Below are 18,235 nucleotides of genomic sequence, written 5' to 3'. Positions count from 1 at the left end.
GAATATTTTTAACAATATTCTTCTTATAATACAGATCCTATATTTGTCAATATATTGGCATTGCCTTTTTAGCGGGTTAATTTTTTATAAAGGAAAAATGAATTTATGACAACCAAAAAGATTGCTTGGATTACTGACAGCACTGCATATATTACAGATGAGCTGCGGAATCATCCTGATGTATATGTCATCCCGCTCTCCATCACATTTGGTGATGAAACCTTTGAGGATGGGATTGATTTAAATACAAATCAATTATATTCCCGCATCCGTTCATCAAGAGAAATACCAAAAACCTCACAGCCTTCAGCAGGTAGATTTGCAGAGCTATTAGAAAATTTAAAGGGTAAATACGACTCAGCTATAGCCGTTCATATTTCTGGAAAATTAAGCGGGACCATTAATAGCTGTCTTTCAGGAGCTGCCCTTGCTGGATTTCCGGTTGATACAGTCGATTCTAAATCGATGTCCTATGCTATTACAACTTTAATATATAAGGGTATGAATCTATTAAAAGATGGCATGCCTGCTAAAAATATTGCAGAAATACTTCAGCTAGAAGCAGAAAAGTCCGAAAATTATATTTTGTTAGGCAGTCTTGAACAATTTTATAAAGGTGGCAGGATGTCAGGCACTGCCTATTTACTCGGCAGCCTTCTTAAAATAAAACCGATAATACGAATAAACCCAAATGGGGAATTTGAACTTTTTGACAAGGTTCGATCTGAGAAAAAGGCAATTAAACGTATGCTAGAGCTGCTTGGAGAATCCTACAAAAAGCATTCTATATTACAAGTGCAAATTCTCCATGGGAATGTATTGGATAAAGCAAATGAACTTGCTTCAGAAATAAAAACACTCTTCCCTAAACTCGATATTTTCATCGGCGAAATAAGCTCCACCATTGCAGCACATGCTGGAGAAGGAACACTTGCAACCATTTGGCATAAAGAATATTAAGATAAAGGTGCCGGACTGTTCTATATAGTTCGGTTTTGTGGAGAAACTTGTAAATAGAATACAAACTAGCAGACCAAACCGGACATGGTTTGGTCTTTTATTACTGTTAGCATATAAAATCGGTGAACTATAAAAATATGAAATAACTATTTGACAAACACTATTGTCAGTCATTCAATAAGTACATTTAAACAAAAAACACCGATTTATCCCTTTACTTTTTATTTATTCCACTCCACTTTCTAAAATCGCGAAAGACTGCTTATCACAATTAATTTCTGCCATTACACCATATGGCAAAATAAATTTAGGTTCGGTATGACCAAAATTTAAATTAAAAAGAATCGGCAAATCCTCCAAATTAAATTCCTTCATGACTTTTAGAACTACTTCTTTATACTCATCGTAATACTTTTCATCTTGCGGTTTACCAAAAATGATTCCATTAGTTTTATGTAGAATGCCTTGAATAGCATAATTTCGCAGCCAATACTTAATAAAATCTGGTTCTGGCTTTTCTTCAGAAGTTTCAAAGAAAAGAATACTATCATTCCAATATTTCTTATCTGGCCAAAGTTCTGTTCCTTTCGTAAACTCAAGAACTTCAATACAACCACCAATCAAATGTCCTTGTGCTACACCTGATCCTTGAAGTACCTCGTATCCTAAGTTTTTCCGCATCGTCCTTCTTCGGTTCTTATTCTCTTCAATCCATTCCAAACGCTCGCTCGTCCATTCTTTGGCCGGCTGGATTTCACCAATAATCTCATTTGAAAAGAGCGTTCGATTGACCATTTCAATTGTATATGGATCCATTTCAACGTTTTCAGCAAAATCGGTTAAAATTGCTGGACCGTAAAAAGAAGAAATTCCTGCTTTATGACAAAATAAATGGGAAACAGTCACATCAGAGTAACCAATAAAAATTTTTGGATTTTCACGTATTACATCAAAATCAATATAAGGAAGTAGGCGAATACTATCTTCTCCACCTATATTTGCAAAGATTCCTTTAATACTTTCATCCTTAAATGCCGTCATTAAATCTTCAGCACGAGCTTGTGGATTTTTATAAAGATAGTCTGCACCTTTCAAACTATTTGGCATTGGGATAACTTTTAGCCCAAAAACATCTTCTAGTCTCTTTACACCTTGCTCATATCGCCATCTAAGTTCTGGATCACCTGCCCCGCCCCAAGAAGGACTTACTGTTGCAACACAATCCCCCTGTTGCAATTTCTTTGGCTTTATTAACACATTAACTCCCTCCTTATATATTTCGCTTAGCTGCAAATAAACAATGCTGTTAGTTAAAGAACATATCGTATATGACTTTAATTTCTACAACATCAACAAATTTACCTGCAGGATTTCAAGAAACTGGTCCTAACATAAACCTTAAACTATTTAGGAATATACATAATAATCCATCTTTCAAAAAAAATTATATGAGTGTTCTGATCATTGATGATTTACGAATACTTCAAGAAATTAGTTGCTGAAGGGTACACTTTTTAATATTGATAGCCATATAAATATGTTACTCCTTTGTATATTTAATAATCTCTCTTATCGGAAGTTCAATAAGACCCCAAAAATTCTGTTTCAAGTTCAATCTCCCTAACCTGCTGATCATATAAAACTCTATATGCCTTAGCATTTGGTCTGGAACTTACAATTCTATTAATATCTTGTTCAATGTGAATAGCAACGCCGTCATCCGTTGCAATTCCAGGCTTAATTTTATTTGAAGCGATTAATTTATGGTAGGAAGGCCTTCTGTCTGTTTCTCCATCGTAATGAGGGCAATTACTCCCCTTTAAAAACCCCAAACATTTTAATGGTTCTAGCCCCCCACCATAAGAATCCGTAACTCCCTCTTCAAACCAGCAAATGGCACCGGCACTTATTCCAGCTAATAAAATTCCTTGTTCCCAAGCCTTTTTCAAAACACTATCTAGTCCCCATTCCTTCCATAAAACTAATAAGTTCTTGGTATTTCCACCACCAACATAAATGATTTCTTTTTCTAATAAAAAGCTCTCTAGATCTCTAGTGGGTGGTTTAAATAATGATAAGTGCGAGGGTTGACAATGATGTTTTTCGAAGAAGTGATAATATCTATAAATGTAAGTATCTGAGTCTCCACTTGCAGTAGGAATAAAGCATATTTTTGGATTTATTTTACCAGACTGATTGAGTATGTATTTATCTAACAAAGGATTCTCAGGTTCAATTGAAAATCCTCCGCCGCCTAATGCAATTATTTGTCTCACTATCATTCATCCTTTCGAAATAATTTGTGGGGGCAATTTAAAATAAATTAGTAGCATATGTATTAATCCTGCTTCCCCAAAGCATATTCCCAATATGTTAATTAAACTTTTGTTTCTTTAATTGTTTATTTTTCTTTTCGTTGTATAACAAAAATACATTAACTGCTAAACCGAAAAGTATATATTTCATTAGCCCATCAGAAAAATAATCAACAATTGCCATGGTTAGCAGCAAACCAAAGGTACTTAACAAAATTCTTATTATTACTTTCATTTAGACTCCTTCTTCTAGGTCATTATTCGATTCGACTCTACCTTAACTATATTGCAATTTTAATACAATTAGTCTAAGACAATATCAGCAATGCACGCAGTTACCCATCTGTAAAAATTAAAAAAAGAGCTGCCTAATGATGTAACAGCTCATTGATCAAAAATACAAATTATTTTTTGAAAACTGGTATCCAAATTTCGCTTTTCACAGATGGTGAGGTTAAATCTTTTGTTTTAATCGACAAAATTTCGGGTCCTTTTATTACTTGATAATTTGAAGATGGAAACCACTCAGAATAAATCCTTCCCCAAGTTTCCTGGAGCGAATTAGGAAAAGGTCCCGTAGATTCAAATATCGCCCATGTTATTGCTGGAACTTCAAGTTTTGAAAAGTTTTCAGGGCATTCATGTGTAGTTGCGACTCCTATATATTGATCAAGCTCTCCTTTTTCTTCCATGCGGCCTTCAGAAAAGTTTGTAGATGCTTGAATCATCCCTTTAGGTTCTACATTAGAAAGCTTTTGTAATTGATCTATTTTTTCCATAGTCAAAGATTTCCACATTGCAGTAATTTCTGGGTTTTCACCTTCAAAAATAATTGGAACTCTTTTCATAATACCAACTAAATTAAATGCCTCTTTTTGTTCGATTCGGTATTTCATTTCATTTCCTCCTCTAATTGATAATTGGAAGGTCATTAGCGGAAAGGCTTTTAATTGCTGTCCATTGTTTCTTGCTTCTGATGGTGTTACACCATGTAAATTTTGAAAAGCTCTTGTAAAAGAGTCAGGTGAATTGTATCCATATTTAACTGCAATATCAATTATTTTTATATCACTATTTGTAAGCTCAAATGCTGCCAAGCTCAGTCGGCGACGGCGGATATATTCTGATAATGAAATACCTGCAAGAAAAGAAAACATTCTTTTAAAATGATATTCGGAACAATGAGCGATCCTTGCCACCACTTTGAAGTCTATATCGTTCGTTAGGTTATCCTCGATATGCCTCATTGCATCATTTATGCTTTTAAGCAAATCCATTATTTGACCTCCCTCTATAAATGTTGATATATCAATGGTTTAACCCATTGTTGAGGTGTCAAAAAAATATTTTTCGACACGATTCCTAACAATATTTTTATATTATGTGAAACTATTCCAACATATGGGTACGCTTCGCGGTCACTACTGGATAATAATAGAAAGTAGTGATAGGAAATTATGAGATGCACAATGGATCTCTGCGTAGCTTATGATGACGTACCCTCCCATGTCTCTGGGCATCAGTGTGCCTACATTCCTTCGTTCGGTCTAGTCATAAGGCAGAGGCTAGCGAAGCTCCTTTAGGGACTCTCGGTCGAATGGTGAAAATATTGCCAGCTTCTCCGTGTCATCCTTTTGTCTAGGTATAAGGGGACGTAGAGCTTTACGCAGCCTCTACGAGACTAGGAATATCCCTCATCATTCGCTGTTCGTCAAACGCTTTGTGCTTAGTGCTTATCCCATGTAGTACTTTTAATAGCTTACCGCATAGAACTACGATGGATTGCTTCTTGCGTAAGGGATTAACCTTACGGTTTGTATAATACTCGTGTAACTTTTTAAAGGCTTCGTTGTGGAGAATCATCGGCATCATCACTCGGAACAGGAGGGCACGTAGTTTTCTTCTGCCTCGTTTGGAGATGCGCTTTTGTCCTTTGTGCAAGCCAGAGGAGTTTTCACGTAACGTTAATCCCGCGAGTTTGATTAGTTGGCGTGGATCTTCGTAGTGAGAAAAGCTTCCGATTTCAGCTAATAAATCGACAATTGTTGTATCTCCAAGCCCTGGAACCGTTGATAACCATTCATATTCTACAGTCGTTTTTACAAGATTAACTAAGTGTTGAGAAATGCTTTCGATATCTTTTTCGAGCTGATGGTAACGGCGGACAAGTGTGGCTATTTCAATACGGGCCATCTTATGTCCTTCAGTTACACCAATAGACCTCTCGGCGACTTCAATGATTCTCGTTGCTTTCGGTCTTTGAGGGGATTTTAACCCATCGACCTTCCGATAAAGCGCTAAAATTTCTTCAGGCTGTTTCTGGTGAAGATCACTTGGAAATGGAGTACATTCAAGTACGGCCATAGCCATTTTTCCGAATGATGGGAAAACCTGAGTGAATTCAGGAAAATAGCGATCTAACCAGCGAATGATCATGTTTTTTACAGACCCTAGTTCTTCTGTCAATTTGCTTCTTAACGTTGACCCGACGCGAAGTTCAGCTTCCATACCTTTCAAGATACGGGGATAGCTGAACCGTCCGTCTTTTAAAAGACGAGCAATCACAAGTGCATCTTTGCGGTCATGCTTCGTTGGCAAATTATCATCCAACTCTTTCGACCGTCTAACATGCATAGGATTAACCATGACTAGGGGGATGCCCCGTTCCTCAAGGAAATAGGCGATATTGAGCCAATAATGGCCAGTCGGTTCAATCCCGATAATGACTTCTGTTTTTCCGTTTTCTCTCATTGCAGCGAGAATACGTTGATAGAAAAGCTCGAATCCATCTCCAGATTGAGAAACAGAGAATGATTTTTGGAGCACTCGTCCACGGTCATCTACAAAACAAGCGAAGTGTGTCCGCTTGGCAATGTCGATTCCCACAACTAGTGTTTTTTCGGTGACTTGATTTATTTTCTGATTTTGTTTAAAATCCATTTTGGAGTCCTCCTTGGTTAACTAAGTTAGGGGTCAATTCGCCACACGATTTGACACCCCGTATCATACCAAGAGGGCTCTTTTTTTTTCAAGTCCCCGAAAATACTTCTAACAGGAATGCTCCTTTCATCAATAGAATAACAGGGATTGCATCCGTCAGTCCGACATTTTGTGCACCATTTTGTCGGTTTAATCTTAAACTTTTACTAACCTGACCTATTGTTTAAGTGCATCTTCTCCAAAAACTACTATCAACATGTATATCAAATTTATTATATACAGAAAATGATTCATTGAAATTTTACTATTCTACCTTTAGAAAGCAAGGAGTTAATGTTACACTATAAATAGAAAAAACTGGATATACATTCACGAAATGGGGATTAAGATAATGGAAGAAGTTATATTAGAAATTACTGATTTGAAAAAGAATTATGGTCCAAAGTCAGTCTTAAATGGTGTTTCTCTTCAAGTGAAAAAAGGAGAAATCATTGGGTATATTGGACCGAATGGAGCCGGGAAAAGTACCACTGTGAAACTCATACTTGGCATTGAAGACAATTATTTAGGCGAGATCAAAATCTTCGGTCATGATATTTCAGATGGAAATATCGAGTATAAAAGAAAAATTGGTTATGTACCGGAAATTGCCGAAGTATACGACAATTTAACTGCCCAAGAATATTTAACCTTTATTGGCGAAATGTATGGTCTGGACCTTGACCTCGCTGATTATAAGGCAAAAAGCCTAATGGAACTGTTCGGGGTAGGTGAAGTCTATCATTCTCGAATTGCATCTTACTCAAAAGGAATGCGTCAAAAGCTTTTAATTATTTCGAGCTTATTACATAATCCAGAACTTTTATTCTTTGATGAACCGATCAATGGTTTGGATGCAAACAGCGTGATGATTTTTAAAGAAATCATGACACAGCTTGCCGAACAAGGAAAAACAATTTTCTACTCTTCTCATATTATGGATGTGGTCGAAAAAATAAGCAGCCGCATCATTCTTCTGCATGACGGTAAAATTGCTGCAGATGGTACATTTGAAGAGTTAAAACAGCAAAATACGAGGGGGTCACTAGAACAAATTTTTAATCAACTTACCGGTTTTAATGAACATAAAGAACTTGGTGCAAGATTTGTATCGGTTATAAGGGAGATGTAAGAATGCAAGACTATCGGACGCTGAAACTATTGGATCGTTTTGAGAAAGTTTTTAGCAGCTTTGGCGTAGATTACAAGATAATGAGAAAGATTTTACAAGTTAAGTTAACGATGGATGGCCGGCGTGTGCCAACCATTTTCTCACAAAATGCGAAAAAAAAAGACAAGGAAACGAACAATCAGTATATTAAATCTTTATGGATTTACGTATTATTCGGTCTGTTTATGATTCCATTTGTACTTATGGGTGAAAATTATCTTTTTCAAATGAGTCTCTTCTTTGGGATTTTTACCTTTTTTGTCATGACCTCCATGATTGCCGATTTTTCTTCTGTTTTACTAGACATCCGTGATCGAAACATCCTGTTTCCAAAGCCAGTTGATCGAAAAACAATTAGCACGGCGAAAATGGTGCATGTTGTCATTTATTTGTCTTTCCTTACTATAGCACTTGTCAGTATCCCTTTGATTGTGGGGCTTATCAAAAATGGATTCTTATTTTTCCTAGTTTCAGTCTTAAATATCATCTTGATTGACCTGTTAATCGTTGGGTTAACCGCCCTTATCTATTTATCTATTTTACGATTTTTTGATGGAGAAAAGTTAAAAGATATTATTAATTATGTCCAAATTGGGTTGTCCATTATGATTATGGTTGGGTACCAATTGCTTGTTCGCTCTTTTCAGTTTATTAACTTAACCATTTCGCTTGAACCGCAATGGTGGCAAATATTTATCTTTCCCATGTGGTATGGGGCAAATATGGAAATGGTGGTGAAAGGGGCCTTTCAGCCATTTTACCTTATAGTTTCAGTATTAGGAGTCCTAATTCCCCTCCTATCCATTTGGATTTTTATGAAATTTAATGATGCTTTTGAGCAAAATCTTCAAAAGCTCACTTTTCATGGGAAATCAAAGGTAAATAAACGTAGTAAGATTGGTCAATTATTCCTTCGAGTCATATGTCACTCAAATGAAGAAAAAGCCTTTTTCCGATTTGCCAGTTCCATGATGAAAAATGAACGAGAATTTAAATTGAAGGTCTATCCATCTTTGGGATTTTCCATTGTGATTCCTTTTATTTTTATTATGAACGGCTTTACCGATCTTGATAATCTGTCCACTAGCAAATCATATTTAGCCATTTACTTTAGCTTAATCATCATCCCGACCATCATGATCTTGCTTAAGTTTTCAGGAAAATATAAGGGTGCGTGGATTTACAGGGTTACTCCTATACAACAACCAAAACCGATATTTAGTGGTACGATAAAGGCGTTTATCTTTAAATTATATTTACCAGTTTACTTGCTTTTAAGTGCAGTATTTATTGCATTATTCGGAGTAAGAGTTCTTCCAGATCTTGTAGTTGTATTTTTAAATGCGTGCACTTTTGCCGTCATTTGTTTTATGATTCTAAAAAAGTCCATTCCTTTCTCAGAGTCTTTTGATCAAAGCAATCAAAGCAGCAATGGTGCCATTGTATTCGGTTTAATGCTGATGGTTGCATTGTTTGCTAGTCTCCATTTTATCAGCACTTTGTTCTCATACGGAATCTATCTATATTTGGTGATTGTCATCATTTGTTTGGCTGCTCTATGGAAACTAGCTTTCAATATTACTTGGGAAAAGATAATTGGATGATTTAATTGGAACCAGCCAAATATGCCACAACCCGAAGAACGGGGCTGTCTCAAAAATGAACAGCCCCGTTTTCTTATTTCAGCTCTAGTGTAGCGAAAAGCCATTTGCATCCGCTTTTTATTGATGAAAAATCTGGATAGCGCTCTTTTTAGGTGAATGGGAAAAACTTTTTTATTGATACCTTTTCGTCTTCTTTTTTCGCAATCCAATAAATAATATTATTACTATTAAAATGAGAAATGGGAAAGGATTTGAAAATAAATTCATCCAATGAAAAGGAGCTTTATTAACATAGACAGCTTTCATCCACTTCCCCTCTTCTTTTTTGACAGCAATAGCAGTATCTGTGGATATACCGCTTATTTCGAAATATTCCGTTCCTTTCGGATAATAATTTGATGCATTTCCATAGTAGTTCCCAGTCATGTCGTTAGGCTTTGTTTTGACCTTACCTATACGCTTGCCAATTAGACGACCCATTAACTCTTCATCGGTGACTTCGTATACCTTTCCATTCCAAACTACAAAGGGGAATGCCCAACTTAAAGCCTGAACAGTAGAATTAGTTAAAAGTATTATTATAACAAAGAACAGTGTAGTTTTTTTCATATATACTGATTCCCCAATACACCATTTTACCCATTCTAACCATTTCTCACTCATTTTTTATTCCTTTATCTACATGATCAACAAGCTGCTGATAATGTTTATTATGTTAGATAACTTAATATTCTATCGAAAGAATTGATCTCGGCATATGGTTTTATTTCGGTATCATTCTTGATCATATGAGGATTGAACCATAATCCCTTTATATTTGCATTTTGACAACCAGCAATATCCTTTTCTATGTCATCTCCAACGAATAATGCAGCTTCCGGTTGCACATTAAGCTTATTTAATGCTAATTCAAATATGCGTTTGTCAGGTTTACTAAATCCCACTTCTTCAGAAATAATTAGTATATCAAAACAACTATTTAATTTAGTGTTAATTATTTTAGCTTTCTGTCTCTGAGTTGAGCCGTTTGTTATAATTGCAACTTTAGCTTGCATCTTTATAGTATTTACGATATTTATAGTATTTTGGTTTGTAGAAAAACATTGAGGAAAATTATTATTCCAAAAATCTAGAATGTAATGGCGTGGCAATCTAGGCAGCTCATTCAGTAAGAGGATCCAAAAACTATCTTGGAGCACTGTATAGGCGTACAGCATCTGGAAAAAGCAAAAAACGTGCAGGTATTGTAGTAGCTCACTCAATGTTACGTATCTCCTATTATCTATTAACTCGAAAAGAAATGTATGTAGACTTAGGTGAAGACTACTTTGATAGGCAGAGACAACAATCTATCGTTCGGCATTCACTGAGAAGACTCGAAAGTTTAGGATACACAGTTACGATAGAAGAACCTAAAGCTTCTTAATCCAGTCACGATTTTAAACCATAAATCCATGAATTTGGCGCTCTCCCCTTTTAAAAAAAATGAATGAACTGCGTCTATTTAGTATTGCCATTTTACGGATATCACAAAAAATAATTTTCATGGTAGCTTAAGTACAATATTTCACAATTCCTTTTTACAACACAATAAAAAGGATGAAACCATAGCGATTCATCCTACATACTTCATTTTTTAATTCCTTCTAACAAATGAAGGTATCTGGAGTTTTCAGCTTTAGTTATGTTCCGATACTTACCCTGCAATTGATTGGTTTGTAATAGGCTATTACCTAACACTCCTTACCTATGTTTACCTTTTGCATATGCATTATTAATTTCGACTATCCCATCTCCAAAATTGCCTGGATATTGTTAAATCGATTAGGCACCTTTCTATTGTGATAATTTTATTGGTAATCTAACTTCAACCATAGTACCATCGTTTTCTTTACTTTTTACTATTATGCTCCCATTATGTTGCCGAACAATTTTATAACATAACATTAAACCCAGACCTGTACCTTTTTCTTTATTGCTGTAGTACGGTTCACCTAATCGTTTAATACGTTCTTTACTTATACCAATTCCATTATCAATAATTTTCATTAGAAGATTTCCATCTTCTACATAACCCTCAATTTTCACAAATCCTCCATTAGGAATTGCTTCAATACTATTTTTTATAATATTAATGAAAACTTGTTTTATTTGGTTCATATCGCACAAAATTTGTGGAATATTTGGTTGAAATTCTTGAGAAATCTCTACGTTTCTCAAATCTGCTTCGGACATAAGTAATATTGTAACATCATTAAAAATAGTTTGAATATTAACCTTTTTCAATTGAATCTCCTGTGGTTTTGCAAGAGTTAAAAATTCTTTTAGAATTTCCTCAATTTGATCAAATTCTTTAAACATGATTTCAAAATATTCTTTGTTGTTGCTTCCTTGCTCAAGAAGTTGGATAAACCCTTTTATTGACGTCAGAGGGTTTCTAACTTCATGTGCTACTCCTGCTGCAAGTTGACCAACAATAGATAGTTTTTCAGCTTTTGAAAGCTGTTCTTCTATTATCCTTTTTTCGGTAATGTCTCTTCCAACCAAAATAAAGTGTTCTGGCTCTCCATTTTTCCCAAGTACCGGAGTGCCAACGCCTTCAAATAATACGGAATTTCCACTGACTGTCAAAAAATTTGCTTCCATCCTAGTTGGTGTTATAGTTTCCATGACTTGTTGAAACCCCATTATTATGCTTTGTTTGTCTTCGGGATGTATTAAATCAAATGAACACTCACCTACAAATGATCTCAACGGGTAACCGATTACATTTGCTAAGGATGGTGATGAATATAATATCTTTCCATTGATGTCCAATAACATTATAATGTCAGTCATATTTTCAGCAATAAGGCGATATTTAAACTCACTCTCCTTTAAAGCTTTCTCTGCTTTTTTTCGTGCAGTTATATCAATACAAGACCCAATAACTTCAACTATTTCTCCTCCCTTTTTTATTGGGCGTAAAGTGGCTAAATAACAAATCCCATTTAATTCGTCCTCATAAGTAACAAATTCTTCTCCTTCCCATGACCTATTGTAGACGGAAGTTTTTTCGATAGCATTTTCATGAGGCAGAAATTCCTCTAAACTTTTACCAATAACTTGAGAAGGAATTATTCCAAATCGGTACAGTAATTCCCCATCGCAGAGTGTATGAATAAATCGATCATTAATTTTTTTAAACTTGAAAATCATACCTTGTTGTAATCGAACAGTATCTTGTAACTCTCTTTTAGCTTTTTCAAATAATTCTTTCATCCACATCTTTTCGATTAGATCCCCAGGGATCCCTTTGTCTTGAACAATTTGTTCAATCCTAGAAAGTTTTTGTTCTAAATCATTGGCTAGTAACGGCTTACTTAAGAAAAATCCTTGCCCTTCGTCGCATAAATGGTGCTGCAGAAAAACAAGTTGCTCCTTTGTTTCAATTCCTTCTGCAACTACTTTCAAATTTAAATTATGAGCCATTGAAATGATAGTTTTAACGATTGTTTCATAGTTAGGATTGTTATGAAGTTTTCTAACAAATGATTGGTTAATCTTTAAGATGTCTACAGGGAAATATTTTAAATAGATTAAAGAACTAAACCCAGTTCCAAAATCATCAATACTTATACGAACACCAATCTTTTTTAGATGCTGTAACATTAGTATTGTACTCTCAATATCAGCCATCATGCTTTCAGTAATTCCAATTTCTAAAAAATGTGGTTCAAGTCCTGTCTTTTGAAGAACAGTTTCAATTGTATCCATTAGATTAGGTTGATTAAATTGAATCTCTAACAAATTGACAGAAACAACTGTTTTAAATCCTCGTTCTTGCCATATTTTGTTTTGTTTACAAGCAACATTCAAAGCCCATTCACCGATAGGTACTATTAATCCAGTTTCTTCAGCTATTGGAATAAATGTCCCAGGTGGAACCAATCCCCACTCTGGATGTTCCCAACGAATTAAAGCTTCTACCCCCACTATTTTTCCTGTATTTAAATTTATTTTAGGTTGATAGTGGAGGAATAATTGATCTTGGTCTATAGCTTTATAAAGATCCATCTCCAGCTTTAATGGGTCAATACTTCCTTCACCATGATTACTGGAATAGAATTTAAAATTATTTCCTCTTACTTTTTTAGCTCTATTCATTGCGAATGCTGCATATTTCATTAGTAATTCTACGCTATGTCCATCCTTTGGAGACTGACTTATGCCAATACTTAGTGAAGTTTTTAGTTCAAAGCCATTAATTAAAAATGGACTTGAAACTGATTCTATTACTTGATCAATAATAGAAGATATCTCCTTTTGATCATAGTATTCTAAAGCCACAAGAAACTCATCTCCAGAATAACGAGCAATAAACCCTAATGGGTCTACAATTTTCTTTAGACGTTCTGCAGTTTGTTTTATTAATTGGTCACCTGCTTCATGACCAAACGTATTATTTACTTTTTTTATTTTGTTCATAGATATAAACACAACTGCAATAGACTTCTCAAGAGCTTGTAACTTATCATTTAAGTAATTATTAAAAAAATATCGGTTGGGTAAATCTGTTAAAATATCATAATTAGCTAGATAATTCATTTTTTGATACTCTTGCTTTTGTTGCGTAATATCTCTAAAAAATACGGACAAACCTTCAGCAGAAGGAAAAGCCCTTATCTCATACCATCTATTGTTAAAATACTCTTTAAATTCTACCGTAATTTGTTTTAATAAAGCCCTTTTGTATCGGTTTACAAATTTCTGTATATCATTGTGTGGTAATACTATATATATATATTTTCCTATCACTTTTTCACGTTTAATTTGTAAGAGTCTTTCGGTTACATTATTTATGTATTCAAATTTTAAATCTTTATTTAACGAATAAAATGCATCAGAAATTCTTTCCAAAATGACCTCAGTATTGCTTGTCTTACTCAAAATCTTATCTCCTTTCAATTAGAGTATTGATTATTTATACCCAACATAACATAGTCACAAATAGAATTTGGGCAAATTTACCAAATGATGAAATCATTAGGATTCCATCCTTAGTTACTTCCTTTTTTCCCATAAATAAAAGACGGAATCCGTAGCAAACCAACCTGAGCCTTCTTTTTTACGATCTCAGCAAACATACTTAATTCTATTAGATAGTTGTTTATAGTAATAGAACTTAATCTTTCAATTACTTTTGCGGATATGAACAACCCTATTTTATCCTCAGATATGGATGAACCTCTTCTAATTTAACCTTTTTAATATAGTATTCTGATAGAACAGTAGATATTTTGTTCTTTGTTTTTTCCACTTCTATATTAGGATACAACTCCATTAAAACTGCCACTAAATCGGATAATATTTGCTCCCCTACGTTCATAATCGACTCCTTAGTTTTTAAAAACAAGGATTACCTAATTAAACAACAAAAATACTTAGATTTTTTTTATAGAGATCGAATAGTTTTGTGTTTTCAGTTATACCCTTTAATTTTCTATTCTGATAAAGCATTTTTCATAAATATCTATTGTTTCAATTTTCGGATTATTTAAATTAATCTTCAAATCATCCTCACGCTCTTCCTCTTCTTCACCTAACCAACAAATATAGATTTCACAATAATCACCTTTCGGAAGCAACTCTTTTAGTAGGTGACATAAATAGAGAAAAGTCTTTTTGGATTTCTCGAAATTATGTGGAGAATGAATCTTTTGATATTCATTCATTTGCCAAATAGGATGACCTTTTTCAGAAACTTCATAAATATATAGCGTAGTAAAATGCTTCTGCTTAACTACATTTCGATTTTCTTCATCAGAGAAAACATAATCAAATCCAACTTCATCCTCTGTATAATATTCATTAAGTTTTACGGGAAAATTTAAACCAATAAAGGTTGCCATACTCATTTTCATAATCTCCTTGTTATAGGGTGAACTTTCATTTTTTCCCTCACTGTTTTATTATATCTTATTCAATCCCCTCTTTGATACGAATATCTCTTGAATGCTCACTTATTCACAGGACTTCATATCCCTTGAAAAAGGAATTACGGATAATAGAAACGAGTTCGGGTCATTTTGGCTTCGTGAAGGCATAGTTAAATAAAGGAGTTAGCTAATAATCCGTATTTTACCATATTATGTAGCCCTGGAGGCTGCTAAAGGGATTATAGCTTGTACTTTATGTGGATAATAAGACTCGTTTCGTCGTGCTATTTCTACAAAAATCCTTGCTAATTTACCTATCGTTTCATGATTTGTTTCATTTTCTCTACTATCTTTTCATTCACATTATGGGAATGGATAGATTTAAACTCAGGGTTGTTCATCACAAGGCTCATAGTTGCTATGTAGAGGAAGCGTCGAAGTCTCGACCTAAATTTCATATAGGGCTTCCTCCTTAAGTATTTGAGTTAGAGTGGTGTCTATACTCATAATCTTACCGAGGGGGCTCTATTTTTTTTCAAACCTGATATTTAACGATCTAAACGAATGCTAACAGGGCTTTATATATAGTAACCAATCTAAACATTGATATAGTGCACACTTTATCATGTCCCTCTGTCCATATTCTGTATAAATTTATTGTTTTTACAGACACTATTAAAAAAGGTTAAAGGATAGGTTACGAATGACAGAGCGTCATAATAATGGCAACTTCCCAGGTTATGAAAAAATTAAATCCATTCTTAATGAATCACCCGATTTGATCTGTCGAAAGCTTGAAGTTGGTCAAGAGGGGATTCATATTATTTTTATGAAGAATTTAATTAAGCCAGAGATTCTAAATGAATTTGTCATTAAATACATTGAAGAACTTTCTGTAGGAAACTTACATTACACCTATTTAATGAAAAACATACCTATAGAAGAAATAAAGGTAAATTTAAACGAACAAGAGGTAATCTCTTCCCTATTAAATGGATTTGCTTATATTTATTTTTTAGATGAGAAAAAGGCATTCATTGCGAACTGCGCAAATCCCATTGAACGCTCTATTGAGAAAGCAGAAACAGAATCGTTAGTATATGGACCTAAAATTTCGTTCACTGAATCATTAACTTCTAACGTTAAGATAATCAGACAAAATCTAAAAGATTATAATTTGTGCACGGATGAAATAAAGATTGGGGAACGCGTTGAAAAGCAAGTAAGAATTGTATATATAAAAGATATCGCGAACCATGACACTCTTCAGACACTTAAGGACAGGATTAAACAATTAAAAACAGAAAATATAATTGACAGTTCCGTTTTGGCTCAATGCCTAGAAGATAATCATTACTCTTTATTTCCACAATTTATATTAACAGAGCTGCCCGATCGATTCATCTACTCGATTTTAAACGGGCGAATTGGTGTTTTTATAGATGGTAGCCCAGTAGCGATTATAGGTCCTGCTAATTTTTTCTCATTTTTCGAATCAACAGAAGATATCTATTTGAGATGGTCTTTAAGTACATTTATTCGTTTCATCCGATTATTTGCTATGGTAGGTTCTCTTTTTTTAACAGCCATTTATGTTGCTGCCATGACGTATCATTTTGAACTCATACCATCTAAATTGTTATTTATCATTGGACAATCACGTTCACAAGTTCCTTTTCCACCCTTATTAGAAGCACTCTTACTAGAATTGTTAATTGAGTTACTTAGAGAAGCTGGGGCCCGCCTTCCTTCAAAAGTAGGACAAACAATGGGAATTGTAGGAGGTATTGTCATTGGCCAAGCAACGGTTGAGGCAGGGTTAACTAGCAATATTTTAATTATCATTGTTGCATTTAGTGCATTAGGGGCATTTTCGGCTCCTATTTATGAAATGGGCACTGCTGTCAGAATTGCTAGATTTCCAATCATTATTTTAGCAGGTGTTTGGGGGTTAAATGGAATCATTGTCGGTATATGTATTCTAATGGTTCACTTGTTAAAATTAACTTCTTTAAATAAACCCTATCTTGCACCTCTATATCCGCTAAGAATGAAAGATTTGCAATATTTTTTAATACGTCTCCCCCACCATTTTTATATGAGGCGACCGTTAGTAAATCGACCAAAAGACTCCATTCGCCTAATGGATCGATTAAAAAATATAACAGATTTAGATGAATCTTGAGGTGCAAAATGAAATCAAATATAAGTTTTGTTAACGCCTTTATGGCGTTTTATATCATACACACTTCGCAAATTGGCATGGGAATTCTTGGAGTTCCAAGAATTATGTATCTAGAATCAAAAAAAGATGCTTGGATATCCATTTTACTATCTGGTTTATTCGTTAGCTTGATTACATGGTTAATGATTTCTATCCTAAAAAAAAATGAAGGTGGTACTCTTTATGAAATTCATGAACATATATTCGGACGCTTGATTGGTAGTATTTTTAACTTCCTTATTGTCATTTACTTTATTGCCGTCCATTATTCGATCACCATTAGTTTTGTCGAGTTGTCACTAACATGGGGATATGAAGGTGTCTATGAATGGGTCGGGGTATTGGCTTTATTAATAATAACCATTTATGCTGTATCCGGCGGATTTAGAGTAGTGACCGGTGTTTGCTTCTTATCCTTTTTATTGACTATATGGTTGCTATTTGTTGTGTACCAACCACTTCAAACCATAAACCTAACTAGGATTTTACCTATTATGACGACAACTCCTTCAGAAATTATGAAAGGAGTTTTCAAGAGCAGTTATACAATGTTAGGTTTCGAGACGTTACTTTTTATTTTTCCATTTATAAAGGAGAAAAATAAACTACAGCTGTTTAGTCAAATAGCAGTCTGGTTTACGACCATTCTTGTTTTAATAACAACTGTTGTTTCTATTTTATTTTTTAGCGCGAATGAATTAGAGAAGAATGTATGGCCTGTTGTCAGCATGATTAGCACGGTCCATTTTCCATTTATTGAGCGCTTTGAATTTGTTGCGGTTCCATTATGGATTTTAGTTATTTTTCCAAACCTATGTATCACTCTATATATTTCTTCCAAGGGTATTAAACAGATTTTTCATATAAAACAGAAATATGGAATATGGCTCATCTCCATTATCCTTTTTATCTGCAGTTTTTTAATTACTACAAGAGTAGATAATAATTATTTTTTTGATCAAATTGGCAAAACTGGATTTTTCCTGTGGTTTATCTATCCGATTTTCTTGTATGGAATAACCATTATAAAATCAAAAATCAATACTCGTACCAGACGGAGTTGA

General features: G+C 34.3%; 14 protein-coding genes and 1 pseudogene. 5 read left to right on the top strand and 10 right to left on the bottom strand.

Going from position 1 to position 18,235, the window contains the following annotated elements; translation table 11 throughout:
- Window positions 1–105 precede the first annotated feature (105 nt).
- Window positions 106–960, top strand: a complete 855-nt coding sequence (locus RRV45_RS10380; protein ID WP_315668741.1) for a DegV family protein — start codon at window positions 106–108, stop codon at window positions 958–960.
- A 225-nt stretch (window positions 961–1,185) separates the two neighbouring features.
- Here the strand turns inward: RRV45_RS10380 and RRV45_RS10375 are convergent, their stop codons facing one another.
- From RRV45_RS10375 to RRV45_RS10355, 5 genes are all read right to left on the bottom strand, one after another.
- Window positions 1,186–2,217, bottom strand: coding sequence for a S66 family peptidase (locus tag RRV45_RS10375; protein WP_315668740.1), 1,032 nt, complete (start codon window positions 2,215–2,217; stop codon window positions 1,186–1,188).
- A gap of 323 nt (window positions 2,218–2,540) precedes the next feature.
- Window positions 2,541–3,236 carry a Type 1 glutamine amidotransferase-like domain-containing protein gene (locus RRV45_RS10370; protein WP_315668739.1) on the bottom strand — a complete coding sequence of 232 codons (696 nt, stop codon included), beginning with the start codon at window positions 3,234–3,236 and terminating at the stop codon, window positions 2,541–2,543.
- 97 nt (window positions 3,237–3,333) lie between these two features.
- On the bottom strand, window positions 3,334–3,510 hold the full coding sequence (locus tag RRV45_RS10365) for a hypothetical protein (protein ID WP_315668738.1): 177 nt from the start codon (window positions 3,508–3,510) through the stop codon (window positions 3,334–3,336).
- Window positions 3,511–3,679: 169 nt separating this feature from the next.
- Window positions 3,680–4,552 (bottom strand): AraC family transcriptional regulator, encoded by an 873-nt coding sequence (locus RRV45_RS10360; RefSeq protein WP_315668737.1) that lies wholly within the window; start codon window positions 4,550–4,552, stop codon window positions 3,680–3,682.
- Between the two features lie 385 nt (window positions 4,553–4,937).
- Window positions 4,938–6,215 carry an IS110 family RNA-guided transposase gene (locus RRV45_RS10355; RefSeq protein ID WP_315667004.1) on the bottom strand — a complete coding sequence of 426 codons (1,278 nt, stop codon included), beginning with the start codon at window positions 6,213–6,215 and terminating at the stop codon, window positions 4,938–4,940.
- A 391-nt stretch (window positions 6,216–6,606) separates the two neighbouring features.
- On the opposite strand from RRV45_RS10355, the gene RRV45_RS10350 reads away from it, so the two are divergent.
- Window positions 6,607–7,386, top strand: a complete 780-nt coding sequence (locus tag RRV45_RS10350; protein WP_315668735.1) for an ABC transporter ATP-binding protein — start codon at window positions 6,607–6,609, stop codon at window positions 7,384–7,386.
- A gap of 2 nt (window positions 7,387–7,388) precedes the next feature.
- On the top strand, window positions 7,389–9,029 hold the full coding sequence (locus RRV45_RS10345) for a hypothetical protein (protein ID WP_315668734.1): 1,641 nt from the start codon (window positions 7,389–7,391) through the stop codon (window positions 9,027–9,029).
- A 171-nt stretch (window positions 9,030–9,200) separates the two neighbouring features.
- Here RRV45_RS10345 and RRV45_RS10340 read toward each other — a convergent pair whose 3' ends face one another.
- The 5 genes and pseudogenes from RRV45_RS10340 to RRV45_RS10320 all read right to left on the bottom strand — a co-directional run bounded on the left by RRV45_RS10340 (window position 9,201) and on the right by RRV45_RS10320 (window position 14,926).
- Window positions 9,201–9,638 carry a hypothetical protein gene (locus tag RRV45_RS10340; protein WP_315668733.1) on the bottom strand — a complete coding sequence of 146 codons (438 nt, stop codon included), beginning with the start codon at window positions 9,636–9,638 and terminating at the stop codon, window positions 9,201–9,203.
- A 101-nt stretch (window positions 9,639–9,739) separates the two neighbouring features.
- Window positions 9,740–10,186: pseudogene (locus RRV45_RS10335) on the bottom strand (HAD family hydrolase); the annotation flags it as partial.
- Between the two features lie 679 nt (window positions 10,187–10,865).
- Window positions 10,866–13,958, bottom strand: a complete 3,093-nt coding sequence (locus tag RRV45_RS10330) for an EAL domain-containing protein (RefSeq protein ID WP_315668732.1) — start codon at window positions 13,956–13,958, stop codon at window positions 10,866–10,868.
- A gap of 271 nt (window positions 13,959–14,229) precedes the next feature.
- On the bottom strand, window positions 14,230–14,397 hold the full coding sequence (locus RRV45_RS10325; protein WP_315668731.1) for a hypothetical protein: 168 nt from the start codon (window positions 14,395–14,397) through the stop codon (window positions 14,230–14,232).
- Between the two features lie 106 nt (window positions 14,398–14,503).
- A complete protein-coding gene (locus tag RRV45_RS10320; protein ID WP_315668730.1) occupies window positions 14,504–14,926 on the bottom strand; it encodes a hypothetical protein in 423 nt (140 codons plus the stop codon).
- Window positions 14,927–15,650: 724 nt separating this feature from the next.
- Here RRV45_RS10320 and RRV45_RS10315 point away from each other — a divergent pair.
- Both RRV45_RS10315 and RRV45_RS10310 read left to right on the top strand, forming a co-directional pair.
- Window positions 15,651–17,132, top strand: a complete 1,482-nt coding sequence (locus RRV45_RS10315; RefSeq protein ID WP_315668729.1) for a spore germination protein — start codon at window positions 15,651–15,653, stop codon at window positions 17,130–17,132.
- Between the two features lie 8 nt (window positions 17,133–17,140).
- Window positions 17,141–18,235: a GerAB/ArcD/ProY family transporter gene (locus tag RRV45_RS10310; RefSeq protein WP_315668728.1), complete on the top strand. Its 1,095-nt coding sequence runs from the start codon at window positions 17,141–17,143 to the stop codon at window positions 18,233–18,235.

The organism is Bacillus sp. DTU_2020_1000418_1_SI_GHA_SEK_038, from assembly GCF_032341175.1.
Taxonomy (GTDB): Bacteria; Bacillota; Bacilli; order Bacillales; family Cytobacillaceae; genus Cytobacillus.
This window is presented reverse-complemented; position numbering and strand designations above follow the sequence as displayed.

What these genes read in the sequence shown, in the direction of transcription:
- RRV45_RS10380 (WP_315668741.1), top strand. Translation starts at nt 106, where the DNA reads ATGACAACCAAAAAGATTGCTTGGATTACTGACAGCACTGCATATATT.
- RRV45_RS10365 (WP_315668738.1), bottom strand. Translation starts at nt 3,510, where the DNA reads ATGAAAGTAATAATAAGAATTTTGTTAAGTACCTTTGGTTTGCTGCTA.
- RRV45_RS10360 (WP_315668737.1), bottom strand. Translation starts at nt 4,552, where the DNA reads ATGGATTTGCTTAAAAGCATAAATGATGCAATGAGGCATATCGAGGAT.
- RRV45_RS10355 (WP_315667004.1), bottom strand. Translation starts at nt 6,215, where the DNA reads ATGGATTTTAAACAAAATCAGAAAATAAATCAAGTCACCGAAAAAACA.
- RRV45_RS10350 (WP_315668735.1), top strand. Translation starts at nt 6,607, where the DNA reads ATGGAAGAAGTTATATTAGAAATTACTGATTTGAAAAAGAATTATGGT.
- RRV45_RS10345 (WP_315668734.1), top strand. Translation starts at nt 7,389, where the DNA reads ATGCAAGACTATCGGACGCTGAAACTATTGGATCGTTTTGAGAAAGTT.
- RRV45_RS10340 (WP_315668733.1), bottom strand. Translation starts at nt 9,638, where the DNA reads ATGAAAAAAACTACACTGTTCTTTGTTATAATAATACTTTTAACTAAT.
- RRV45_RS10325 (WP_315668731.1), bottom strand. Translation starts at nt 14,397, where the DNA reads ATGAACGTAGGGGAGCAAATATTATCCGATTTAGTGGCAGTTTTAATG.
- RRV45_RS10320 (WP_315668730.1), bottom strand. Translation starts at nt 14,926, where the DNA reads ATGAGTATGGCAACCTTTATTGGTTTAAATTTTCCCGTAAAACTTAAT.
- RRV45_RS10315 (WP_315668729.1), top strand. Translation starts at nt 15,651, where the DNA reads ATGACAGAGCGTCATAATAATGGCAACTTCCCAGGTTATGAAAAAATT.
- RRV45_RS10310 (WP_315668728.1), top strand. Translation starts at nt 17,141, where the DNA reads ATGAAATCAAATATAAGTTTTGTTAACGCCTTTATGGCGTTTTATATC.